Origin of the sequence: Vicingus serpentipes, from assembly GCF_007993035.1 — a bacterium.
Lineage (GTDB): Bacteria > Bacteroidota > Bacteroidia > Flavobacteriales_E > Vicingaceae > Vicingus > Vicingus serpentipes.
In genome coordinates this window covers 39,051-61,626 of record NZ_VOOS01000006.1, presented here as the reverse complement: position 1 = coordinate 61,626, position 22,576 = coordinate 39,051, and the positions used below count along the sequence as shown (strand labels likewise).

Annotated in this window: 20 protein-coding genes and 1 tRNA gene; 10 read left to right on the top strand and 11 right to left on the bottom strand. The window is 31.3% G+C overall.

Annotation, left to right across the window (positions count from 1 at the left end; genetic code table 11):
* Positions 1-23 precede the first annotated feature (23 nt).
* The 3 genes from FRY74_RS11680 to topA form a co-directional block, all read right to left on the bottom strand.
* Positions 24-980 (bottom strand): PorP/SprF family type IX secretion system membrane protein, encoded by a 957-nt coding sequence (locus tag FRY74_RS11680; RefSeq protein ID WP_147101823.1) that lies wholly within the window; start codon positions 978-980, stop codon positions 24-26.
* 131 nt (positions 981-1,111) lie between these two features.
* Positions 1,112-2,275, bottom strand: a complete 1,164-nt coding sequence (locus tag FRY74_RS11675; protein WP_147101821.1) for a formimidoylglutamase — start codon at positions 2,273-2,275, stop codon at positions 1,112-1,114.
* 30 nt (positions 2,276-2,305) lie between these two features.
* The gene (gene topA, locus FRY74_RS11670) at positions 2,306-4,780 is read right to left on the bottom strand and encodes a type I DNA topoisomerase (RefSeq protein ID WP_147101819.1); all 2,475 of its coding nucleotides are present in this window, start codon (positions 4,778-4,780) and stop codon (positions 2,306-2,308) included.
* A 196-nt stretch (positions 4,781-4,976) separates the two neighbouring features.
* Between topA and miaB the strand changes: the two genes are divergently transcribed.
* The 8 genes from miaB (at position 4,977) to FRY74_RS11630 (ending at position 12,265) form a co-directional block, all read left to right on the top strand.
* Entirely contained in the window at positions 4,977-6,416 is a 1,440-nt protein-coding gene (gene miaB / locus FRY74_RS11665; protein WP_147101817.1) for a tRNA (N6-isopentenyl adenosine(37)-C2)-methylthiotransferase MiaB, read from the top strand.
* A 7-nt stretch (positions 6,417-6,423) separates the two neighbouring features.
* Positions 6,424-7,671: a sigma-54 interaction domain-containing protein gene (locus FRY74_RS11660; RefSeq protein WP_223265882.1), complete on the top strand. Its 1,248-nt coding sequence runs from the start codon at positions 6,424-6,426 to the stop codon at positions 7,669-7,671.
* Positions 7,668-8,180 carry an LPS assembly lipoprotein LptE gene (gene lptE / locus FRY74_RS11655; RefSeq protein ID WP_223265877.1) on the top strand — a complete coding sequence of 171 codons (513 nt, stop codon included), beginning with the start codon at positions 7,668-7,670 and terminating at the stop codon, positions 8,178-8,180. The genes FRY74_RS11660 and lptE overlap by 4 nt, the downstream gene beginning before the upstream one ends.
* A complete protein-coding gene (locus FRY74_RS11650) occupies positions 8,180-9,037 on the top strand; it encodes a hypothetical protein (protein ID WP_147101813.1) in 858 nt (285 codons plus the stop codon). The genes lptE and FRY74_RS11650 overlap by 1 nt, the downstream gene beginning before the upstream one ends.
* Positions 9,038-9,415, top strand: coding sequence for a preprotein translocase subunit SecG (gene secG / locus FRY74_RS11645; protein ID WP_147101811.1), 378 nt, complete (start codon positions 9,038-9,040; stop codon positions 9,413-9,415).
* A 159-nt stretch (positions 9,416-9,574) separates the two neighbouring features.
* Positions 9,575-9,850, top strand: coding sequence for a co-chaperone GroES (locus FRY74_RS11640; protein WP_147101809.1), 276 nt, complete (start codon positions 9,575-9,577; stop codon positions 9,848-9,850).
* 19 nt (positions 9,851-9,869) lie between these two features.
* Complete coding sequence (gene groL, locus FRY74_RS11635; RefSeq protein WP_147101807.1) at positions 9,870-11,510, top strand: chaperonin GroEL; 1,641 nt, start codon at positions 9,870-9,872, stop codon at positions 11,508-11,510.
* 149 nt (positions 11,511-11,659) lie between these two features.
* Entirely contained in the window at positions 11,660-12,265 is a 606-nt protein-coding gene (locus FRY74_RS11630) for an outer membrane beta-barrel protein (RefSeq protein WP_147101805.1), read from the top strand.
* 56 nt (positions 12,266-12,321) lie between these two features.
* Here FRY74_RS11630 and FRY74_RS11625 read toward each other — a convergent pair whose 3' ends face one another.
* The 7 genes from FRY74_RS11625 to FRY74_RS11595 all read right to left on the bottom strand — a co-directional run bounded on the left by FRY74_RS11625 (position 12,322) and on the right by FRY74_RS11595 (position 19,958).
* Positions 12,322-14,397, bottom strand: a complete 2,076-nt coding sequence (locus FRY74_RS11625; RefSeq protein WP_147101803.1) for a peptidylprolyl isomerase — start codon at positions 14,395-14,397, stop codon at positions 12,322-12,324.
* A gap of 135 nt (positions 14,398-14,532) precedes the next feature.
* A complete protein-coding gene (locus FRY74_RS11620; protein ID WP_147101801.1) occupies positions 14,533-15,789 on the bottom strand; it encodes a hemolysin family protein in 1,257 nt (418 codons plus the stop codon).
* Between the two features lie 42 nt (positions 15,790-15,831).
* A complete protein-coding gene (locus tag FRY74_RS11615) occupies positions 15,832-16,032 on the bottom strand; it encodes a hypothetical protein (protein WP_147101799.1) in 201 nt (66 codons plus the stop codon).
* Positions 16,033-16,035: 3 nt separating this feature from the next.
* Positions 16,036-16,614: an LPS export ABC transporter periplasmic protein LptC gene (gene lptC, locus FRY74_RS11610; RefSeq protein ID WP_147101796.1), complete on the bottom strand. Its 579-nt coding sequence runs from the start codon at positions 16,612-16,614 to the stop codon at positions 16,036-16,038.
* Between the two features lie 3 nt (positions 16,615-16,617).
* Entirely contained in the window at positions 16,618-17,901 is a 1,284-nt protein-coding gene (locus FRY74_RS11605; RefSeq protein ID WP_147101794.1) for a tetratricopeptide repeat protein, read from the bottom strand.
* Between the two features lie 19 nt (positions 17,902-17,920).
* On the bottom strand, positions 17,921-19,240 hold the full coding sequence (locus FRY74_RS11600; RefSeq protein WP_170228025.1) for a hypothetical protein: 1,320 nt from the start codon (positions 19,238-19,240) through the stop codon (positions 17,921-17,923).
* Positions 19,227-19,958, bottom strand: a complete 732-nt coding sequence (locus FRY74_RS11595) for a type III pantothenate kinase (protein WP_147101790.1) — start codon at positions 19,956-19,958, stop codon at positions 19,227-19,229. The genes FRY74_RS11600 and FRY74_RS11595 overlap by 14 nt, the downstream gene beginning before the upstream one ends.
* 85 nt (positions 19,959-20,043) lie before the next feature.
* Here FRY74_RS11595 and FRY74_RS11590 point away from each other — a divergent pair.
* A tRNA-Phe gene (locus FRY74_RS11590) sits at positions 20,044-20,116 on the top strand.
* 159 nt (positions 20,117-20,275) lie between these two features.
* Positions 20,276-20,950: a hypothetical protein gene (locus FRY74_RS11585; protein WP_147101788.1), complete on the top strand. Its 675-nt coding sequence runs from the start codon at positions 20,276-20,278 to the stop codon at positions 20,948-20,950.
* A 70-nt stretch (positions 20,951-21,020) separates the two neighbouring features.
* Here FRY74_RS11585 and FRY74_RS11580 read toward each other — a convergent pair whose 3' ends face one another.
* Positions 21,021-22,358 (bottom strand): PhoH family protein, encoded by a 1,338-nt coding sequence (locus FRY74_RS11580; protein WP_147101786.1) that lies wholly within the window; start codon positions 22,356-22,358, stop codon positions 21,021-21,023.
* Positions 22,359-22,576 lie beyond the last annotated feature (218 nt).

Below are 22,576 nucleotides of genomic sequence, written 5' to 3'. Positions count from 1 at the left end.
GTTTTAATTAAGGTTACGTATTTTTATAAAAATCTTACTGAATGATAAACCTCTCTTTTAGCTGGCTTAGATATATTAGTACAATATTTAACCATAAATTCTAAACTTCCGCTACTATGATCACCTAAACTAGACATTGTAATATCATAAGACGCTCCAATTTTAAGCCCAGGTAACTGTGGAATATTTACACCTGCAAGCACTGCTATTGCATCTTCGATTCTATAAGAAACGCCTCCCCAAACTAATTTATTGTACATCACAAGTGCATTTATATCTAATTGAGTTGAAGCTGCATCAGTTTTTGCTAATATAGATGGTTTTAAAACCCACTTTTGAGCTCCTCCTGACATATCCCAATCATAACCTGCCATAATATAATAATGTCTAGATTGAGCAAAGTTTAATGCACCTGTACCTGTGCCACCATCAGCAACATCTTGCAATTCAGATGCAGTTAAGTGCAACGTTGAAATACCAACATACATTTTATTAGGTATGTTATAATACAATCCCATTCCTAAATCAAATGTTCCAGCTGAAGTCCCTCCATTTGGAATTGATGGATCAAAGTTTGGATCATCAACAGCTATAAAGTCAGAACCAAAAGACTTACTTAAATATCCACCTTCAACACCAATCCCTAAAGATCCTGGCCCTAAAGTTAAATGATAAGAATATGCTAGTTTAGCGACTAAAGAAGTCTCAATACCTAGCTTATCTTGAAAAACAGTCAACCCAACACCATGCTTACTAAATAATAGAGCATCAACACTGAACAAATTTGTTGATGGATGGCCATCAAACCCTGTCCATTGTGTTCTACTTAAAAAAGTTCCACAAATACCTCCGTTAGCACCAGCATAACCAGGATTTACACTCAATTTATTAAACATATTCTGAGTGAACTGAGCATCTTGCTGAGCAAAAGCAACCATTCCTGTAAAGAATAAAGCAGCAGAAACAATATATTTCTTCATAATTGTGACTAGTTTTCTAGTTAATTAATAATAGTTATAACACATCTTAGTCGGCTAAGATAAATAAAAAAATATTTTTACCAAAAACTTTTTCAACTTTTAATTGTTAATTACATGTTAATAAGTTGATTTTAAAGTAATTTTTGAAAAGTTTGCCACCATCTATCTGGCATTTCATTATTGCAAGCTGTTTGATAATCTTTATAAGAGCATGGAACTAAAAGATGTCGTTCGTATTTTATTTTTTGGTGAGCAGGATAAGGCACGTCCATCCACCAGCGCTCACTTTTATCACTCTTATAGAAAACCAATTCATTTTCTCCTTCCTGAATATTGACTATATATTTGGTATATGTTTTTCTTGAACCAATAGGAAAATCTTTTTTTCTATTTACTACACCATCTACCACATACCAAATCATCTGAGCCACCAAATGTGAAGTTTGGCCATTTACATCCATCTCTGAATTTACTTCATGAAATCCAATAGAGGTTAACTTATCACTAAGTCCTGCATATCTTGCAATTTGACAAGCCTGCTCTCCATAGAATCCATTTGGAGATGCATTATTATTCCCTGGGGCTTCGGACTGACGAATAGATGAGACATCAAAGCTAAGCATATCTGCATTTCTTACAATAGGCTCTACTTCTTCAATACTACTCTGAACTTGGCCCAATCTATAAACATCGAAGTATAGCTTATTCATTAAATCAATTTCAGATTTATCTACAAAATAACTCTGATAACCAATATTGCTATAATTAAATAAAAAGTTTGGTTGATGAAGAATGATTTTTGTTAAAAAGTTGTTAGAATTTATTTCTTCATCAGGTTCCCCTAAATTTAATTTAGAATCTACAGAAACTAGATTAACAGTTTGTTCTAAATTTTTGTATGCCAAAAAATTAGCATAGGTTAAATCCTGCCCTCCACCTATAGTGATTGGGATAACATTATTTTTTATCAATTCTTCTAAAATTGAACTTAATGCAAAATAAGTATCATTTAGAGTAGCTCCACTTTTTAGATTACCTAAATCAACTATCTTTAAGTCATTAGAAACACGAACTAACCGATATAAATATTTACGGATTTCATTTGCTGCCAACCCACACCCTTTATTATTATCTGAAGCCCTATCATCATCAACTCCAATAATTGCAATTTTATATTGACTTAAATCCGGATCAGTTTCAGTTGAAATTGAATTTAAGAAGCAATTATCAGTATAATTAAACTTTAAATCGCCTTGTGCAAGACTAACTGGCTCTAAGTATTCCGAAAAATTCATCTGAGAATTTATTAATAAACGGTAATTAAATTACTTCTTTTTTGCTTTCTTTTTCTTGGGTGTTTTTTCTTCTATTAATTTTTTAGCTTGCTCTAAAGTAAAATTTTCAACATCTGTATCTTTTCCTAGTTCTACCTTAATTTTACCTTTAACGAGATTAAATCTTCCCCATCTTGCTTTTTGAAGTGAAATCCCCTCTTCTTCCCAATTGTGTATGTACTTTTCTATTTCTTTTTGTTTTTTATCTTCAATCAATTGAGCAATATCTTGATTTGATAAATTATCAAAGTCATACTTCTTATTAACGTTAATAAACATTCCGTTCCATTTAATAAAAGGACCAAACCTTCCTACTCCTTTTTGAACAGGCATATTTTCATAGCTAGCAATTGGAGCTTCTGCTTTACGTTTTTCTTCTATCAATTCAATTGCTCTTTGTAAATTAACCGATGACAAGTCTTCATCCTTGGGAATTGAAACAAAACTATCAGCAAATTTTACATAAGGTCCAAATCTTCCCTGAGAAACAACAATCTCTTCTCCTTCAAAATTTCCTAAGGCTTTTGGAAACTTAAATAGCTCAAGAGCTTCTTCAAGCGTAATAGTTTCTATTGTTTGGGTTCCTTGTAAGCTTGCAAACTTTGGCTTTTCCTCATCTTCTGTTTTTCCTATTTGAATCATTGCTCCAAACTTTCCAATTCTTGCAATAACTTCCTTTCCAGATTCTGGATCTATCCCTAAAGCTCTTTCACCTGAAGCTCTATCAGCATGTTCTAGTGTATATTCTATATTTTTATGGAAAGGAGTATAAAACTCCTCAATCATTTTGTTCCATTTTTTTTGACCAATAGCTATTTCATCAAATTGTTCTTCTACCCTAGCTGTAAATCCATAGTCCAATACTTTATTAAAATTCTCAACTAAAAAGTCTGTAACTATTGTTCCAATATCAGATGGAAACATTTTCTTTTTCTCAGCACCAAATATTTCAGACTTAACTTCATCAGAAATATTGCTGTTTTTAAGGGTAAGAACTGTATAATTTCTTTTTTCCCCATCTCTATTCTCCTTTACAATATATCCTCTTTTTTGAATTGTTGAAATTGTTGGCGCATAAGTAGATGGTCTTCCTATTCCTAACTCTTCCAATTTACGAACTAAGCTTGCTTCAGTATATCTTGCTGGGTGATGTGTATATCGCTCAGAAGCAACAATTTCATCTAACAATAAATTTTCTCCTTCTTTTAACGGAGGTAACATTCCGCTATCCTCATCCACATTTTCATCATCTGTAGATTCTAAATAAACTTTTAAAAACCCTTCAAACAATAAAACCTCTCCTCTTGCAACAAATTTTTCATCTGCTGAAGAAATAGCTATATTTACAGTTGTTTTTTCAAGTTGTGCATCACTCATTTGAGATGCAATTGCTCTTTTCCAAATTAAATCATACAATTTAACTTGTTGAGATTCTCCTGAAATGGAACTTGCATTAAAATAAGTTGGTCGAATTGCTTCGTGTGCTTCTTGTGCTCCTTTTGATTTTGTAGCATATTTTCTCACCTGAGAAAATTCACTTCCGTAAGCTTTAGTAATTTCAGCTTTAGCTGCCCCTATTGCTTCATTAGAAAGATTAACAGAATCTGTTCTCATATATGTTATCTTCCCAGATTCATACAAACGCTGAGCAACTGACATTGTTTGAGAAACTGAAAACCCTAATTTTCTACTTGCTTCTTGTTGTAAAGTAGATGTTGTAAAAGGAGCTGCAGGTGATTTTTTAGAAGGTTTTGTTTCTAAACTTTCAACACTAAAATTTGCCGACTTACATTTTTCTAAAAATGTTTCTGCTTCTTTTTTTGTTTTAAATCGTTTTGGAAGTTCAGCTTTTAATACAACTTTATTTTCTAATATAAAATTAGCAACAACTCTAAAAGATGATTCGTAGTTAAAATTTTGAATCTCTCTTTCTCTTTCTACGATTAATCGAACAGAAACAGACTGAACTCTACCAGCAGATAATGATGGTTTTACTTTTTTCCATAAAACTGGAGAAAGTTCATAGCCTACCAATCTATCTAGAATTCGTCTAGCCTGCTGAGCATCAACTAAATCTTTATTTATTTTTCGAGGATTCTCTACCGCCTTAGTAATAGCAGATTTTGTTATCTCATGAAAAACTATCCTTTTTGTTTTATCTTCTTTTAATCCTAAAGCTTCTAATAAATGCCATGAAATTGCTTCCCCCTCACGATCCTCATCGGATGCTAGCCATACCATATCAGCAGCTTTAGCTAATTTCTTTAATTCAGATACAAGTTTTTTCTTGTCTGTTGGTATTTCGTATTGAGGTTCAAATCCATTTTCAATATCTATTGAAATATTTTTACCTGGCAAATCGCGAATATGACCAAAACTGGACATCACAGTAAAATCTTTTCCTAAAAACTTTTCAATAGTTTTTGCCTTTGCGGGTGACTCAACAATTACAAGATTCTTTGCCATATATGTAGAAGATAATCTATTTTTAACTTAAAAATTTTACAAAGAAATAGAATAATATCTGTCATTTCCAAATTATTGCCCTTACATCTTCTACTTATATTATATATAATATAAAAGAATTTTCAAAAGGTGTTATGTCATTTTGTCATTAAACTTAATTTTTAACTAACTTTGCATCCTATTATTTTAATAAGATATGGAGGGAGTAAATAAAGTAATTGATGAAGCTGCTCAAGGCTCGTTAACGATTATAGAAAGTAAAAATAAAGATGGAAGGAAAGTATACATTGAGAGCTATGGCTGTCAGATGAACTTTTCTGATAGTGAAATAGTCGCATCTATATTAACAGACAAAGGATTTACAACTACTCGAAACCTAGAAGAAGCTGATGTTGTATTTGTAAACACTTGCTCGATAAGGGAAAAAGCAGAAACTACTGTAAGAAATCGTTTAAAATCGTTTAACAAAGCAAAAAAGCAAAAGCCGGAAATGATTATCGGTGTTTTAGGATGTATGGCTGAACGATTAAAATCAAAGCTACTAGAAGAAGAAAAATTAGTTGATATTGTAGTTGGTCCTGATGCATATCGAGATTTACCAAACCTTGTTAATCAAGTTGATGATGGAAAAAAGGCTGTAAATGTTATCCTTTCGAAAGAAGAAACTTATGCTGACATAAATCCAGTTCGATTATTAAGTAATGGCGTGACAGCTTTTATTTCAATTACTCGTGGCTGTGACAACATGTGTACATTCTGTGTTGTTCCTTTTACAAGAGGTAGAGAAAGAAGTAGAAATCCTGAAAGTATAATTAATGAGGCAAAATCTCTATTTAACGAAGGATATAAAGAAGTGACATTACTAGGCCAAAACGTTGACTCCTATTTATGGTACGGTGAAGAAGGACTGAAAAAAAATTATGAAAACCTAAGTGAAGAAGAAAAAAGCAAGAGTACAACATTTGCACAGTTGATGGAGAAAGTTGCGCTAATCAGTCCAAAACTTAGGGTAAGATTTTCAACTTCTCATCCAAAAGATATTAGTGATGAATTTTTGCATATTATGGCTAAATATGAAAACATATGCAACTACATTCATTTACCTGTTCAAAGTGGAAGCTCTAGGGTTTTAGATATAATGAATAGAGGATATACTCGCGAATGGTATTTAAGTAGAATAGATACGATTAAAAAAATCATTCCTGACACTTCAATTTCATCTGATATTATTGCTGGGTTTTGCTCTGAAACAGAAGATGAGCATGAAGAAACTTTATCAATGATGGAGTATGTAAAATATGATTTTGCATATATGTTTTCTTATTCAGAACGTCCAAACACATTGGCTCAACGTAAATTCGAGGATGATGTTGATGAGCAAATAAAAAAAAGAAGATTGAGTGAAATTATTGAACTTCAAAACCAACATTCTTTATACCGAAACCAACAACATGTCGGAAAAACGTATGAAGTGTTAATTGAAAGTTATTCAAAAAAATCTAAAGAAGATTTATATGGGCGAACTCCACAGAACAGTGGAGTTGTTTTTCCAAAAGGGAATCATAAAATTGGTGATTACATAAATGTACACATTGATAGCTGCACAGGCGGAACATTAATAGGAACAGTAGTATAGGATATAAATCATGGATATACAGCAAATAAAACAACGTTTTGGAATAATAGGTAGTTCTCCAGCTTTAGATAGAGGACTAAATATTGCAGCACAAGTTGCATTAACAGATTTAGCTGTTTTAATTAGTGGTGAAAGTGGAACTGGCAAAGAGGTTATGCCTCAAATTATTCATCAACTAAGCTCTAGAAAACATAATAAATACATCGCTGTTAACTGTGGTGCAATTCCTGAAGGAACAATTGACTCTGAATTATTTGGTCATGAAAAAGGAGCTTTTACTGGAGCTCATGATTCGCGTAAAGGGTACTTTGAAGTTGTTGATGGAGGAACTATTTTTTTAGATGAAGTTGGAGAGTTACCAATTACAACCCAAGCAAGATTATTAAGAGTTTTAGAAACTGGAGAATTCATTAAAGTTGGTTCTTCAAAGGTTTTAAAAACAAACGTGAGAATTGTTGCTGCTACTAATGTTAATATTCCAGAAGCAATAAAGAAAGGAAAGTTTAGAGAAGATTTATTTTACAGACTAAACACTGTTCCTATTCAACTTCCACCATTAAGGGAGCGTAAAGAAGATATACATTTATTATTTAGAAAATTTGCTGCTGATTTATCTGCAAAATACAGGATGCCTTCAATTTCACTAGATAATGAAGCGATCGAACTTCTAATTAATTATAAATGGCCTGGAAATATTAGACAACTTAAAAATGTTGCCGAACAACTATCTGTTATTGAAAGCTCTAGAAATATTACTGCAGAAATAATTTCAAAATACTTACCAAAAGATAACTCTACTAATTTACCTGCTATTTATCAGGGTAGTGATAAAGCCGATTTATCAGAAAGAGATATATTATATAAAGTGTTATTTGACTTGAAAAGTGATGTTACTGAATTAAAAAAATTAGTTTTTAGCATTATGAATAATCAGGACAGTAAAACCATAGATAACGAAAAAAATACTGCTTTAATTAAAAGCATTCAACATCTTTATACAAATACAGAGAGTTCTCAAATTACTAAAGAGGAAGAGTCAGAAATTTACAAACCACAAATTATTTCACCTGACTCTGGAATTACTCAACATGAAGAAGTTGAAGAAGAATCTTTATCTTTAGCTGATAAAGAAAAAGAAATGATTTTAAAAGCTTTAGAGAAGTATAATGGAAGACGTAAAAATGCTGCAACCGAATTAGGAATATCTGAAAGAACACTTTACAGAAAAATAAAAGAATATAAAATTGACAATTGAAATTTTCTAAAAAACATATAATTCTAGTTGTATTAATAGCTTTTAATGGTTTTGCTTGTAAAGTAAATTATTCTTTTACTGGAGCTTCTATCCCAGAAGATGTTAAAACTGTTTCTGTTAAAACTTTTGAAAATTTTGCTCCCTTAACAAATCCAAACTACCCACAATTATTTACAGAAGCATTAAAAGATATATTCCTTTCTCAAACAAACCTGAGCTTAATTTCAACAAATGGAGATTTACAATTTGAAGGATCTGTAACAGATTATAAAATTACATCTGTTGCAATACAAGGAAATGAAACCGCTGCTCTAAATAGACTTTCAATTACAATAAATGCTAAGTTTACAAATACTAAAGATAAGATTCAGAGTTATGAATCAAAATTTACTCGATTTGCTGATTTTAGTAGCTCTTCCAGTCTTTCTTCAGTTGAAGATGAATTAATGAAAGAAATAAACACACAAATTACACAAGACATTTTTAATCAAGCAGTAAGTAACTGGTAATGCAAACCAACCACTTCATATCCTATCTTACAAATCCTGAAAGTATTAATGAACTTACAGAAAATAGTGTAAATACATTAACTAATCAATTTCCATTTTGTCAAATAGGTCAAACTTTAAACACGATTTATCTAAATAATAATAACAGCCTACTTTTTGAACAACAATTAAAAAAAGCTGCTATCTATTCAAGCGACAGAAAACGTTTGTTTGAACACATTAACACGAAAACATCAAGCATTGAAGAAAAGCCAGTAACTGATGAAAGTCAAGAAATAGAAGATATTGAAATTAGTAACCCAATAGAGTCAACTGTATTTCAAATTGAACCTGAAATTAAAGTTGCTGAAGAAATTGATCCACTTGAGAAAAATTACATTTCTGCTGCAGTTTCTTCAAGCTACCTTCTAGAAGCTGAAAACGTAATTTCTGAAGAAAAAGTAGAAAAAGAAAAACCTATAGAAGAACCAAAAGAAATTAAACCTGCATTTAACGAAGATGTAGCACATTCATTTAAAGATTGGTTAATACACCTAAAAGGGGACGAGATTTCAAATGATGAAATTAAAACTACTACTACTAAAAAGAAAATACATTTAGACGTAATTGATAAGTTTATTCAAGAAGATCCACAAATTAAGCCTAAAAAATCCGAATTCTACTCTTCTATTAATATGGCAAGACTGAGTGTAGTTGATGATTCGGATATGGTAAGTGAGACGCTAGCCCTTATATATGTTGAGCAAGGCAATTATAGCAACGCAATTAACACTTATCAAAAATTAAGTTTGAAAAATCCAGAAAAAAGAAGTTATTTTGCCAACCAAATTAAAATTTTGAAACAAAAAATTAAGTAGATGTTTACATTAATCACCGTTTTAGTAATAATTGTATGTGTATTGTTATTACTTATTGTACTAATTCAAAACCCTAAAGGTGGTTTAGATTCAGCTTTTTCTACTAATAACCAAGTAATGGGTGTTAGAAAAACAGCTGACTTTTTAGAAAAAGCAACTTGGACTTTAGGTATTGCTCTTGTTGTATTAAGTATTGCTTCTGCTGCTGTTAACCCAGCAAGAACAGTTGATACTGAAACAGGTAGTCAATCGATTATCCAAGAACAAATTGACGAAAAAGCTCTTCCTGCTCAAAATGTTCCTCAGAACATTAATGGTGCTCCTCTTCCTGCTGAACAGCAACCTGCTAGTTCAGAAGAAGATGCAACTGAAGAATAGGAAACTATAATGATATGTAAGAAATGTCAGTTAGGTTAATTCTAACTGACATTTTTTTTGTCCAAAAACTGCAAATATGTCTTGATTAACCTATTGGCACAAATTATGACTAATCAGAAAACTGATAATATAAATTTATAAATCATAAAAAATAAAACAATGTCGATTAACATTAAACCACTTGCAGACAGAGTTATTGTAGAACCTGCTGCAGCAGAAGAAAAAACAGCGGGAGGAATTATTATTCCTGACACTGCAAAAGAAAAACCACAGCGTGGAATTGTTAAAGCTGTTGGAAATGGAAAACCTGATGAGCCAATGACAGTTAAAGTTGGCGACACTGTTCTTTACGGTAAGTATGCTGGAACTGAAATAAGTGTTGAAGGTGGAGATTATTTAATAATGAGAGAAGCGGATATTTTCGCAATTGTTTAATTTTTTAAATTAAAGTAAAATGGCAAAAGATATAAAATTTGATATTGAAGCTAGAGATAGCTTAAAAAATGGCGTTGATAAATTAGCAAATGCTGTAAAAGTTACATTAGGTCCAAAAGGGAGAAATGTAATTATTGACAAAAAATTTGGTGCACCTCATGTAACAAAAGATGGTGTTACTGTAGCTAAAGAAATTGAGTTAAAAGACCCTATTGAAAATATGGGAGCTCAAATGATTAAAGAAGTAGCAAGTAAAACAGCAGATGATGCTGGTGATGGAACAACTACTGCTACAATATTAGCACAAGCAATTGTAACTGCTGGTTTAAAAAATGTTGCTGCAGGTGCTAATCCAATGGATTTAAAAAGAGGTATTGACAAAGCTGTAATTGCAGTTGTTAATGAATTGAAAAAAATATCAAAAGAAGTTGGAACAGACAATGAAAAAATAAGACAAGTTGCTACTATTTCTGCAAACAATGATGAAGCTATCGGAGCATTAATAGCTGAAGCAATGGAAAAAGTAAAAACAGAAGGTGTAATTACTGTTGAAGAGGCTAAAGGAACAGAAACTACTGTTGATGTTGTTGAAGGGATGCAGTTTGATAGAGGTTATTTATCTCCATATTTTGTTACTGATGCAGAGAAAATGATTGTTGAAATGGAACAACCTTACGTGTTGATTTACGACAAGAAAATCTCTAACATGAAAGATTTACTACCTGTCTTAGAGCCAGTTGCTCAATCTGGCAAACCATTATTGATTATTGCTGAAGATGTTGATGGTGAAGCATTAGCCACATTAGTTGTAAACAAAATTAGAGGTGGTTTAAAAATAGCTACAGTTAAAGCTCCTGGTTTTGGAGATAGAAGAAAAGCAATGTTAGAAGATATTGCAATATTAACTGGTGGAACTGTAGTTTCTGAGGAAAGAGGTTTTAAATTAGAAAACGCTACCTTAGATATGCTTGGTACAGCAGAAAAAATTAGCATAGATAAAGATAACACTACGATTGTAAATGGAGCTGGAGAGAAAGATGCAATTTTGGGTAGAGTAAACCAAATTAAAGCCCAAATTGAAACAACTACTTCCGATTACGATAGAGAAAAATTACAAGAACGTTTAGCTAAATTAGCTGGTGGTGTAGCTGTATTATATGTTGGAGCTGCTACTGAAGTAGAGATGAAAGAGAAAAAAGACAGGGTTGACGACGCACTTGCTGCAACTAGAGCTGCTGTAGAAGAGGGAATTGTTCCTGGTGGAGGTGTAGCATTAATTAGAGCTGAAAGTGCCTTAGACGGAATGAAGGGTGTAAACGACGATGAAACTACAGGTATTGCAATTGTAAGAAGAGCTATCGAAGAACCTTTAAGACAAATTATTATCAACGCAGGAGGAGAAGGTGCTGTTGTGGTTCAAAAAATTAGAGAAGGCAAAGGTGACTTTGGATATAATGCAAGAACAGAAGAATATACAAACATGTATGAAGCTGGTGTTATTGACCCAACTAAAGTAACTAGAGTCGCTCTAGAAAATGCTGCATCTATTGCTGCATTATTACTAACTACAGACTGTGTGATTACTGACGAACCAAGTGAAGATGGTGCAGGAGGAAATCCAATGGCAGGAATGGGTGGCGGAATGCCAGGCATGATGTAAAATTTTATAACCAAAAAAAATCCCGGTCATTTATGCCGGGATTTTTTTTGCTCAAACAATATATATTCACATAATACCGTTATGTAAATATTATCAAAAACTAGCCTATAAATAAATTCTACTTTATTAATATTTAATTTTTTAAACTTATGAAAAAAGTAGTTTTGTTAACACTAACCTCAGTATTTATATCAAGTTTTTATGGGCAAACTGAAACTAATTTAACCAATACTGAAAAATTGAAGTTTGGCTTTAGTGCTGGCGGTAATTATTCTCATTTAATTGCAAAAGGTTCATCTAAGGACCTAAATAAAGATATTAGCAATAAAGCTGGATTAAGGTTAGGACTATTGATGGATTATAATATTTCTGACAAGTTATTTATTTCGCCTAAAGCGGAACTTTCATTTAATAATTCCCAACTTCATTTTTATTCAATAGACAGTAAAAATTTGTCTTTTTCTTTAATGCCTGTTAGTCTTGAATTTATGACACATATTGCCCTTCGAATAGGGAAGCCTTACATTTATTTTGGCCCAAATATTAGAATCCCAATCTCATTTCAGGAAAGTTCTGAAACAACGATAAAGACAGTTACAAATTTCGGGGTAGACCTAGGATTAGGAATTGAAAAAATTACTAAGTTTTTCACTTTTGCTCCAGAGCTAAGATATTCATTTGGTTTATCAAAGATCCATCAATATATGGATCATTTATATTTCAATAATATCTCTTTAATATTAAATTTCAAATAAAAAAAAGGAGCTTTAACATTGTTAAAGCTCCTTTTTTAATAGACGATATAATAATATTAATAGTATTTATGTCTGTTATCTTTAACTCCAAACTTTTCCTTTAATGACTCTAAAGTTCTGTTACTATTATTACTATAAAGCTGCTCTAACTGCATTTTAGCAGCACTATAATCTGTAATTTCTTCAGCAGAAACAACATCATCAACCATAATTACAAATACTCCTGTTTGCCCTTCTAAAGGAATACTCATCTGCCCTTTTTGTAAAGTCGGAACCATACCAATAATTCTAGGTTCTTGTCCCATACCAGGAACTGAATAACTTGCAAAAGTTACATTTTTAGCATTTTCAACTTGTCCTCCAACTTTAGTTGCTAAATCTTGTAAACTTGTAGCTCCTGACATTTCAGTCATGAATTGTTGTGCTTTTTTAGCTTTTTTAGCTCCCAATTCAATTTGTATCTCTACTTGAGCCATTGGTGCAACACCCTCTTCCTTAACCTCAGATAAGTGAGCAACTACAAACGATTTTTCAAACTGAAATGGAGCAGAAACTGATCCTTTTTCATTATTAAATGCCCAACGAATCAATTCTCTTGGAGAATCTAATCCTGCTATAGTTTTATCATTTACTTTTATTTCAGCAACTCTTTTAAGAAGATCTCCACTTTCTGTCGCTTTAGTAAAGTTAGCTGAAGAGTTGTTTTCTGAATAAAAAGCACTAGCTTGTGCAAAAACAGCATCATAAGTTTCATTACTAGGCTCAATATTTCTTACAATTGTACCAACTTGTACTTTTCTTACTTTTTCACCTTGATCTTGTATTTCAATTAAGTGAAATCCAAATTGAGTTTGAACAATTGTTAAATCGCCTTTCTTACCGTTAAAACAAGCGTCATTAAATTGAGGAACCATTTGCCCTTCCTTAAACCATCCTAAATCACCACCTTCAATAGCTGATCCAACATCTTCAGAAACTTCTTTTGCAATTTCAGCGAAATTTCCACCTTTCTCAATCACATTTTTGATGCTATCTAATTTTGCTTCTAACAATGTATCTGTAGGTTGCTGAGTTGTTTTTAATAATATGTGTCTGGCTTTTACTGAATCAGGAACCATTTTAACGTTAGATAACTTAGCTATAACAAAAGCATTTCCTTCTTCATAAGGACCAACCATTGTTCCGACTTCAGCAAAAAAGAAACCTGAATCATTTACACTTGGCATATTAGCTTCTGAATAATAATTTGCATCAAAAGGCACATCAGAATTAAACATTACATAAGCTGAATCATTTGTTGAAGCTTTGTATTCAGTATATGTTTCGTCAATCCATTTTTTTGTTTCTGCAATATCAGATTCTGAAGCAACTACATCGTACTTAATGTATTCGATTTCTCTAGAAGCATCTTGTTTAAATTCATTTTTGTGTTCTGCATAATACGCTTTCTTCTCATCTTCAGTTACTGTAATAGAACTATCTGCAACTGTAAAATATCTTTTTGCAACAAACTGAATGTTTCTTTTTTCATTTTGTTCAATGTAAGTTCTTTTTGATAATACTGCTGGAGCATACATTCCTTTTTTAACCATATTAAAATACTTTGAAGATACTCTCTCTTTCTGAATCCCTTCTTCAAATAACAACCACTGGTTTTTGTTTTCAACTGGCATAGTTTCTAAACTCTTTAAAAACTGTAATACTTGTGCAGAACTAAACTCTCCAGTTTGAGGATTTGAAAATGCTTGTTTAACTTGTGGGTGAGGATCATTACCTTGAACCATATCAAACAACTCTTGTGGACTTACTGACAAACCTAATTCAGAAATTTGACTTCCTAAAACTCTATCTTGAACAATTTCATTCCAAACTTGTTCACGAATAGACTCACGAATTTGCTCAGTAGCTGTAGTTTTATTTTGAGACTCCCAACGAGCAATCCCTTCTTCATATTTTGAATTAAACTCTATTCCTGATATTTGAACATCACCAATTTCACCAATACTATTATTATCGCCAAAAAAAGTTTGACCTGATTTAAACAAGTCTCCTAATATAAATGCAAGCATTGCTACACCTATAATAATCAACAACAACGATGACTTCTCTCTAATTTTACCTATTACTGCCATTTTATAAAAATTATTTGGGTTGCGAATATACGATTGTTGGTTGAAATAAAAAAGAAGAATTTATCTAATTAACAATTAGTTGTTCAGGAAGTTAAGATAAGAAATAAAATTAGCTAATTAAAAGGCCATATCTAATTAATTTTCAGACACTTCTATTGTGATTAATTCAATTTTATTTTCACTCACTTCATTAATAGTTAAAGAATAATTTTTAAATAAAATCACCTCGTCTTTTTCTGGAATACTTTCATGTATATTAATTACAAATCCTCCCAAAGTTTCATAATCCTCAGATTCAGGTAGAGATAGTTTATATTTTTCATTAATATAATCAATCTCTGTTTTAGCAGAAAATTGAAATGTTGTTTCATTTATTTGAATATCAACCAATTCTTCAATATCATATTCATCTTCAATTTCGCCAAATATCTCTTCGACAATATCTTCCATAGTTATTAATCCCGAAGTTCCTCCAAACTCATCTACCACTACCGCCATACTTCTTCTAAGCTTAATAAATTGCTTTAAAATCTCATTAGCTGGCATAGATTCTGGGATAATTGCTACTGGCAACAAAATTGATTTTATTGTTTCTGGCTTTTTAAATAACTCTAAAGAATGAGTATACCCAATAATATGATCAATATTATCTCTATAAATTAATATTTTAGACAACCCTGTTTCCAAAAATTTTTCTCGTAAATTTTCAATCGACTCTTCAACATTCATAGCAATTATTTCGGTACGATGAATCATACATTCTCTTGCTTTTACTTCTGAAAAATCTAATGCATTTTTAAAAATTTGTATTTCGTGTTCAATCTCTTCTCCTTCTTCTTGACGCTCTTGAATGTCCATTACGAAATGTTCTAAATCAATTTTAGAAAATGCCATATTACTATCTGAAGTATCTATTTTAAATAATCTAAGAATAAAATTTGAAAGCCCTATTGTTAGATAATTGAAAGGGTAAATTATTATATAAACTATTTTTAGCGGAACAGCAGCAATAGTTAAAGTTCTATTTGGGTTAATTCGTAATAAAGCCTTTGGTAAAAACTCAGCAAAAAACAAAACAAACAAAGTAGATAATAGAGTTTGTATTAACAGGACAACAACCTCGCTATTGGTAAATTGAAAAATGATTGGCTCTAAAATTTTAGCCATTAGCATACCGTAAATAACCAAAGCAATGTTATTTCCTAATAGCATAGCACTAATAAACTTTGCTGGATTTTGTATGAAACTAGAAAGTATTTTTGCAGGTAAACCTCCTTGCTTTTTATCTAGCTCAATCTTCAATTTGTTGGCTGAAACAAAAGCAATTTCCATTCCTGAAAAAAAGGCTGAAAAAAACACTGCTAAAAAAAGGAAAAAAAGAGTTAGCGTCATATTTGAATTATCAACTTTTTAAAGCTAAAGATAAGATATAATTTAATTTTCTGACTCATGCTTTTCAATGTTTCTTCGTTGTCTTCTTCTTAAAAGAAAAAGAAATACAGCTAAGATACAAAACACATAAAAAAACAACGCATCCATAAATCCAAGTGTAATTAATTTAAATGTTCCAATAATTATACAGCAAGCTGCAATTACTATCCACATTAACTCTAAAAATCGAATTACTTTATACATATTTTATTTTTTTTGAATGGTATCGTTTTCTTCTTTTATGTTTATTATTCCTTTAATTTTTAAGATCTTATACTTTGTAAAATCTTCATTCGCAACAAGTCCTTCTCCCATTAAAATTTCATCAGCAGTAGTAATTTTAACAAACTCGTTGGTATAAATCTTTGCAGAATCTTGTCTCCATATAAGGTGCTCTGTATTCAATCGCTCACCTTTTTCATTAACAACTACTACATCATTTTTGGCTTCCATTATATTTTTATCAAGCCTGTTTATGGCGTAATTAGAAGTTAACGTTGTTGTTACTTTTTGAAGGGAATCATAGAATAATACTTCTATCCCCTTTATCATTTCCATATAGCTTTCTTCGCCTTCATATTCTTCCATTTCGGGCGCTTTAACTTTAATTTTTGTATTCCCTTTTTCGGAATAAATTAATTCAATATTCTTTCCTGTTCGAATTGGCTGATTAGCATTTGAAGTTAGTGCGTTAACCTCATTAATATCATTTTTACAGGAACAAACAATCCCGATTATAAAAATAATCGGGATTGTTTTGACTATACTAGAAAATGATAATATCACTTTTTAATCGTTAACTCTAATTGTTGTAGTTTCTCCAATCCAACATTTACAAGTGTAGCTATCACCTTTTTGCTTTCCATAAAAGAATAAATCTTTTGTAGAAGGATAACTAGCAGACGCTCTTGCAATTTTTTTGTTAGCTTCACTTGCTGCATTTCCATCAACAGATTTAGCTTTTTGATATTGGTCAACTGCAGCCCAGTATGCTCCAAATCTTCCTAACTCACCATCATCACAACTTTTTGAGCTATACATGTAAGCATCACCTATCAAAATGTAAGGCTCTCCCCATCCACTTTTTAAACCAGCAGCTTTTTGAGCGTATGATTTAGCAGATGAATAATTTTTAGCATACAAATAAGCTTCTGCAATACTAAATGTAAATGATGCTTTATCTTCATTTGTTTCAGCCATACCTAAAGCTTTTTCAAACCATTCTATTGCTTGAGTATAATCTTTTTTACCCAAGAATAATTTACCCATATTTTCAGCCGATTCTGCAGAAGGATCTAATGGAAATAATGCTTCAGCAGTTTTAGCAAAAATTGGAGCTTCATAACATTTTTTGTACTTCAATAATTTAACAGTGTTAGTTAACCAAGTAACATCTGCTTTATTTGCTTCAAAGTTTTTCTCAGCCAATGGCACTAGTACTTCACAATCTAAATACGGTGCTGCAACACTTTGTATTTTAGCATCTGCATCTGTATATTTCGAATCACCTTTATGGCTAGCACAAATTGTAATCAATCTATCGTATTCTACAACAACTTCTTCTTTAGTTTTTTTATCTGCTTTTTCAAGATTAACAATAGCAAACATTGTTGCTACTAATGTACCTGCAGCGGTTTTATTCCCTCCTAATTCTACTGCTTCATTTAAAGTTGCATAAATTTTATCTAACTCCTTTTTACTATACACTAGCATTGTTTGTCCTTTGTAACCTAATACTTTTGCTCTATCTCCAAACACTTCAATACGTTGATCAAAAATAGAATACATTGTATCTTTATATGCTTTTTGAGATGCAGCATCCTTAGCACTTTTAACCAAACCTTGGTATAACTTTACACCATTGATGTATAAACTTACTTGAGATGCTGGACAAGCTTTGTATGCTTTTTTCCATAAACTTAAAGCCAATTTAGGATCACTTTTCATGTAATCTTTATAAATTAAACTTTCAATACATACAATACTATCTTCTGGAGTCGCACCATATTTACCTTGAGCAAAACTTAGTGTGCTTATTGTTAATGCTAATATTGCTAATCCTAATTTTTTCATTTTACTTATTTTTTAATTCTTAATCGTATTTTCTTTTTATAAACCATCTATCATTAATGGTTATTCCAAAATTAAAGTTTACAAATTTTTCTTCAACTAATCCTGCATCTGTTGTTCCGCGTTTTCCATATTCTAAACCAAAATTTAACCCAGGTATTGCAGAGTCAGTTCTCTTCATTGGTAGAGATAAACCAAAAGTTATGCCATATTCATTTATATTTTTATCGTTAATCGTTAAATAAGATGTTTTATACCTTGCTCCGATTCGATATTTAATTCTTTTAAAGTAGTTATTAAAAGCATCATACTTAGGAATAAACTCAAAACCACCATTAATAGAGTGGCTCATTTTATATTGATATAAATTAGGCTCCGAATTTTGAACCTTATCCCATGCTGTAGTTTTATAGTCTACTAAAACTGTCCATTTATTTTGCTTTTCGAAAGCAATTCCTGCGCCAATCTGAGATGGTAATTCAATAATTCCAGCTTGTTCGTCAACATTTAATATTGTATCTTTTGCTGTACCAAACTCAATATTCCCTGCAAATGTTCTGATAAGATCAGAATCTTTAGATTTTAATTCTCTACCCAAAGTATAAGTTGCCCCTATTGTTAAATTATACTTTTCGTCTTTAGCATTAATAAATGTTTTTTGGTATTGAATTCCAGCATCAAAATTAAAATCTGCTACTGATGATTTTGTTATTTGCCAAGTATTGTATGAACTTGGTAAATTACCATATACTACCTTTTTATCTGCATTTATAGATCCAAATATTAACGAAGCATTAACTCCAAAAGAAACATTTGAAGTTGAATCAATTCTAAATTTAAGAGCATTACCAAAATACACCTTATTTAATCCTCCATCACCTTTGTAATAATAATTAAGGTCAATAGTATCTCCTTCAACTAATGATACACGGTCTGTATTTTGATAATCATAACCAACATTTGAGTAAGGTAACATACCAAATGACATTCCCCATTTATTATTTATTACAGGAAAACCAAAAGCAATATGATCGATGTAAGCGTTGTTTTGAAATTGAGATTGTGTTCCATCACTTAACCAAAGTGCATTATTTGTTACTCCAAACTCAACTGTAGTTATGCTAATTTCAGAATATGATGCTGGATTTAATAAGTTTAATGAGCTATTTGACCTAAAACCTAACCCAGCTCCACCTAAAGCAAAATTCTGATTAAAACTTTCGGAACGAAGCACCCCTATTCCATACTTAGAATAAGGTGAATTTGTTGTAGCTTGACCAAAACCATGAAGCGTTAAAGCCACAATAAATGTTCCTAGAATTAAGTTTTTAAATTTTTGCATTCTCATTTAAAATTTCATTTAGCCCTTTCAGCACAAAAAATTTGTCTGCAAAGATGCGATTTTTTGGCGCTAATTCAAACCTTTCAGCATTTCCTCCTGTTAAAACAATTTTTAAGTCGTCATATTGCCCATCATAAGCATTTATTACTCCTTCTATTTCATGTTTTATACCGTAAAATACACCAGATTTTATTGAGTTTATAGTAGAATCTCCAATAAATTTTGGAGTGTCCTCTTCTTCTAACTCTACTAAAGGAAGTTTGCCTGTAAAATGTTGTAATGCTTTTAATCTCATATTTAATCCTGGAGATATTGCTCCTCCCGAATAATTATTGTTAACATCAATTAAATCAAAAGTTATACAAGTACCTATATCTATAACTAAAACATTGGTGCCCGGAAACAATTTACTTGCAGCGCTAATTACTGCAACTCTATCTTTACCTAATGTAGTTGGAGTAGCGTATAAATTATTAAAAGGCAAATTTGTGTTTCCGTTTAGTGTAAAGAAGTTTGTTTTTTCGGTTAACATTAATTGCAAGGCAGCATCAAAATTTTTAACCTCAGCTATTATTGAATTGACAATATTATATTTATTCAGAAGATTTTGGATATGGTTTGCCGTTAAAGAATCATAATTATTGTTAAAAATAATTTGATTATTAGAGAAAATTGCAACTTTGGTAAGTGTGTTACCTATATCTATGACTAAGTTCATGAAAAAATATTGACCAAAAGTACAAATTGTGCGAATTTTATTTCTCAAAATAAAAATAATTTCTACATTTGCCGACCATTTAATTGGTGCCTTAGCTCAGTTGGTAGAGCAATGGACTGAAAATCCATGTGTCCCTGGTTCGATTCCTGGAGGCACCACTTAAACAAAAACCCTGACTACTTGGTAGTTAGGGTTTTTTTGTGGATTTCTTTCATATTTTCAACCTATTTTAATTCACAAAGGCAACTTAATAAGTTGTAATTCGTCTGAAATAAAAATTAAACGATTAATCGGATTTTTAGATAAAATTTTAACAAATGAAAATATTACTTAGCATAATAACCATATTCGGATTTACTTATTTAAGCTCTGCCCAAGAAAACTCTTTACAAGAATCGTTAAACAAAGCTTTAGCGAAAACAGAAAGCAACAACTCACTAACTAGTTTCGAAGCTTATTTTGATGGTAAACAACAAATCGTTCAGTTAAATTGGTCGAAACAAAACGGACAGCAAATAGCTAATTACACAATTGAAAAAAGTACTGATAAAACTAGCTGGCAAGAATTAGCAAAAATATACGGTGCTGAACATAATAGCGAACCTGTAGATTATTTTCAAACTGACAATCAACCAATGGCTGGTGTTTCTTATTATCGTTTAAAACAAATTAACAACGAAGGTCAAGAAATGTTTTCGAACATTGTGCCTGTTAAATCTAACTTTACAGAAGAAAAGGTTAGCTTATTTCCAGCTGAAGAAAGCAATGAAAAAGTAATTAACCTTTCATTTGACAACATAAAAAAAGAAGGGCAATTATTAGTTGTGCTAAGAGACATTAAAGGACAGGAATTTTACTCTAAAATATTAATGAATGTGCAAGCAGACACAGTGGTTGCCATTCCAATTGAATCATACATTCCTAAAGGTGATTATTTAATAATCGCTTCATCTGAAGATCAGATGTATAGCCAGAATGTGAAGATTCAGTAATACCTAAAGAATACCGTATCAAAAAAGCCTTCAAAAATTAAAGGCTTTTTTTGTTTCTATAGCTAAAATTCTACAATAAATCATTCGCCAAATTCGCCAGTTCGCTTCGCTCTCCTTTTTCTAAGGTGATATGTGCAAATAATTCATGTCCTTTTAAACGGTCTATTAAATAAGAAAGTCCATTACTTTGCTCATCTAAATAAGGGGAATCTATTTGATTAACGTCACCCGTAAATATTATTTTAGTATTCTCACCTGCTCTGGTAATAATTGTTTTTACCTCATGTGGTGTTAAGTTTTGTGCTTCATCTACAATAAAATAAACATCACTTAAGCTTCTTCCTCTAATATAAGCTAATGGTGTAATTTTTATTCGTTCATCATTTTCCATGTCATCAATCAACTTGCGTTTTTTCTCGTTTTCGCCAAATTGATTTTTTATAAATTTTAAATTATCCCAAAGAGGCTCCATGTAAGGCCCAATTTTCTCATTTGCATCTCCTGGCAAATAACCAATATCTCTGTTACTTAATGGCACTATTGGTCGAGCTAAAATTATTTGACTGTATTGGTTTTTTTGAGCAATAGAACTTGCTAATGCTAATAAAGTTTTTCCAGTTCCCGCAACTCCTTGCAAGGCTACTAGTTTTATATTATCATTCAGTAAAGCATGTATTGCAAAGGCTTGTTCAGCATTTTTTGGTTTAATGCCATATACATATTCTTTTTCCACTCTTTCTAATGAAAGTGTCAACGGATTATAAAAAGCTAAAGCGGAGCTTTTTCCATTTTTTAAAATGTAAAAACAATTCTTCTTAAACTCAACTCCTTTTATTTCAGGGTTTTCTATTGTTCCCCCATTAAATATTTTTTTTATCATTTCAGCATCAACGTCTTCTATCACGTTTTTGCCAGTCTCAACCAGCCCTTTAATATCTTGTATTTTCCCTGTTAAATAATCTTCCGATGGCAAATCTAATGCCTTCGCTTTAAGCCTTAAGTTTATGTCTTTAGTAACCATTACAACTTCTCTTTCTGGATATTCTTCTTGCAAAGAGATGGCTGCATTTAAAATTTTATGATCTGCTTTATTATCATCAAAAATAAACGTAGCATCACGGTTTGTTTTTTCGTGATGCATAATGACTTTAAACTTCCCTTTTCCAGGCCCATTTAAGTTTACCCATTTTTGAAGTGTATTATGCCCACTAATTTTATCTAAAAAACGAATAAACTCTCTTGCCGAAAAGTTTTTGGTATCATTCCCTTTTTTAAAATTGTCTAGCTCTTCTAACACCGTAATTGGTATTGCTATATCATTATCATCAAAATTATTAATTGCATTATGGTCGTATAAGATAACTGAAGTATCTAACACATAAATTCTTGTAGATTTTTTCTTTGCCATATTTTCTGTTTTAATAAAAAGTGAATATGATATTTTATTTCCCAATTATTTGATATAGGAAGTTAACTAATTATTAAACAAATATTAATACCCATAATCATTATTAATTAACATTATTAAAACTGAGAAATAACAAAGCTCAACCAGAAGGTTACAGTCTTTTACTAACAGTTAAAAACTTGAATAACATTTCTTACCATTTTCAGCAGTGTTAAAAT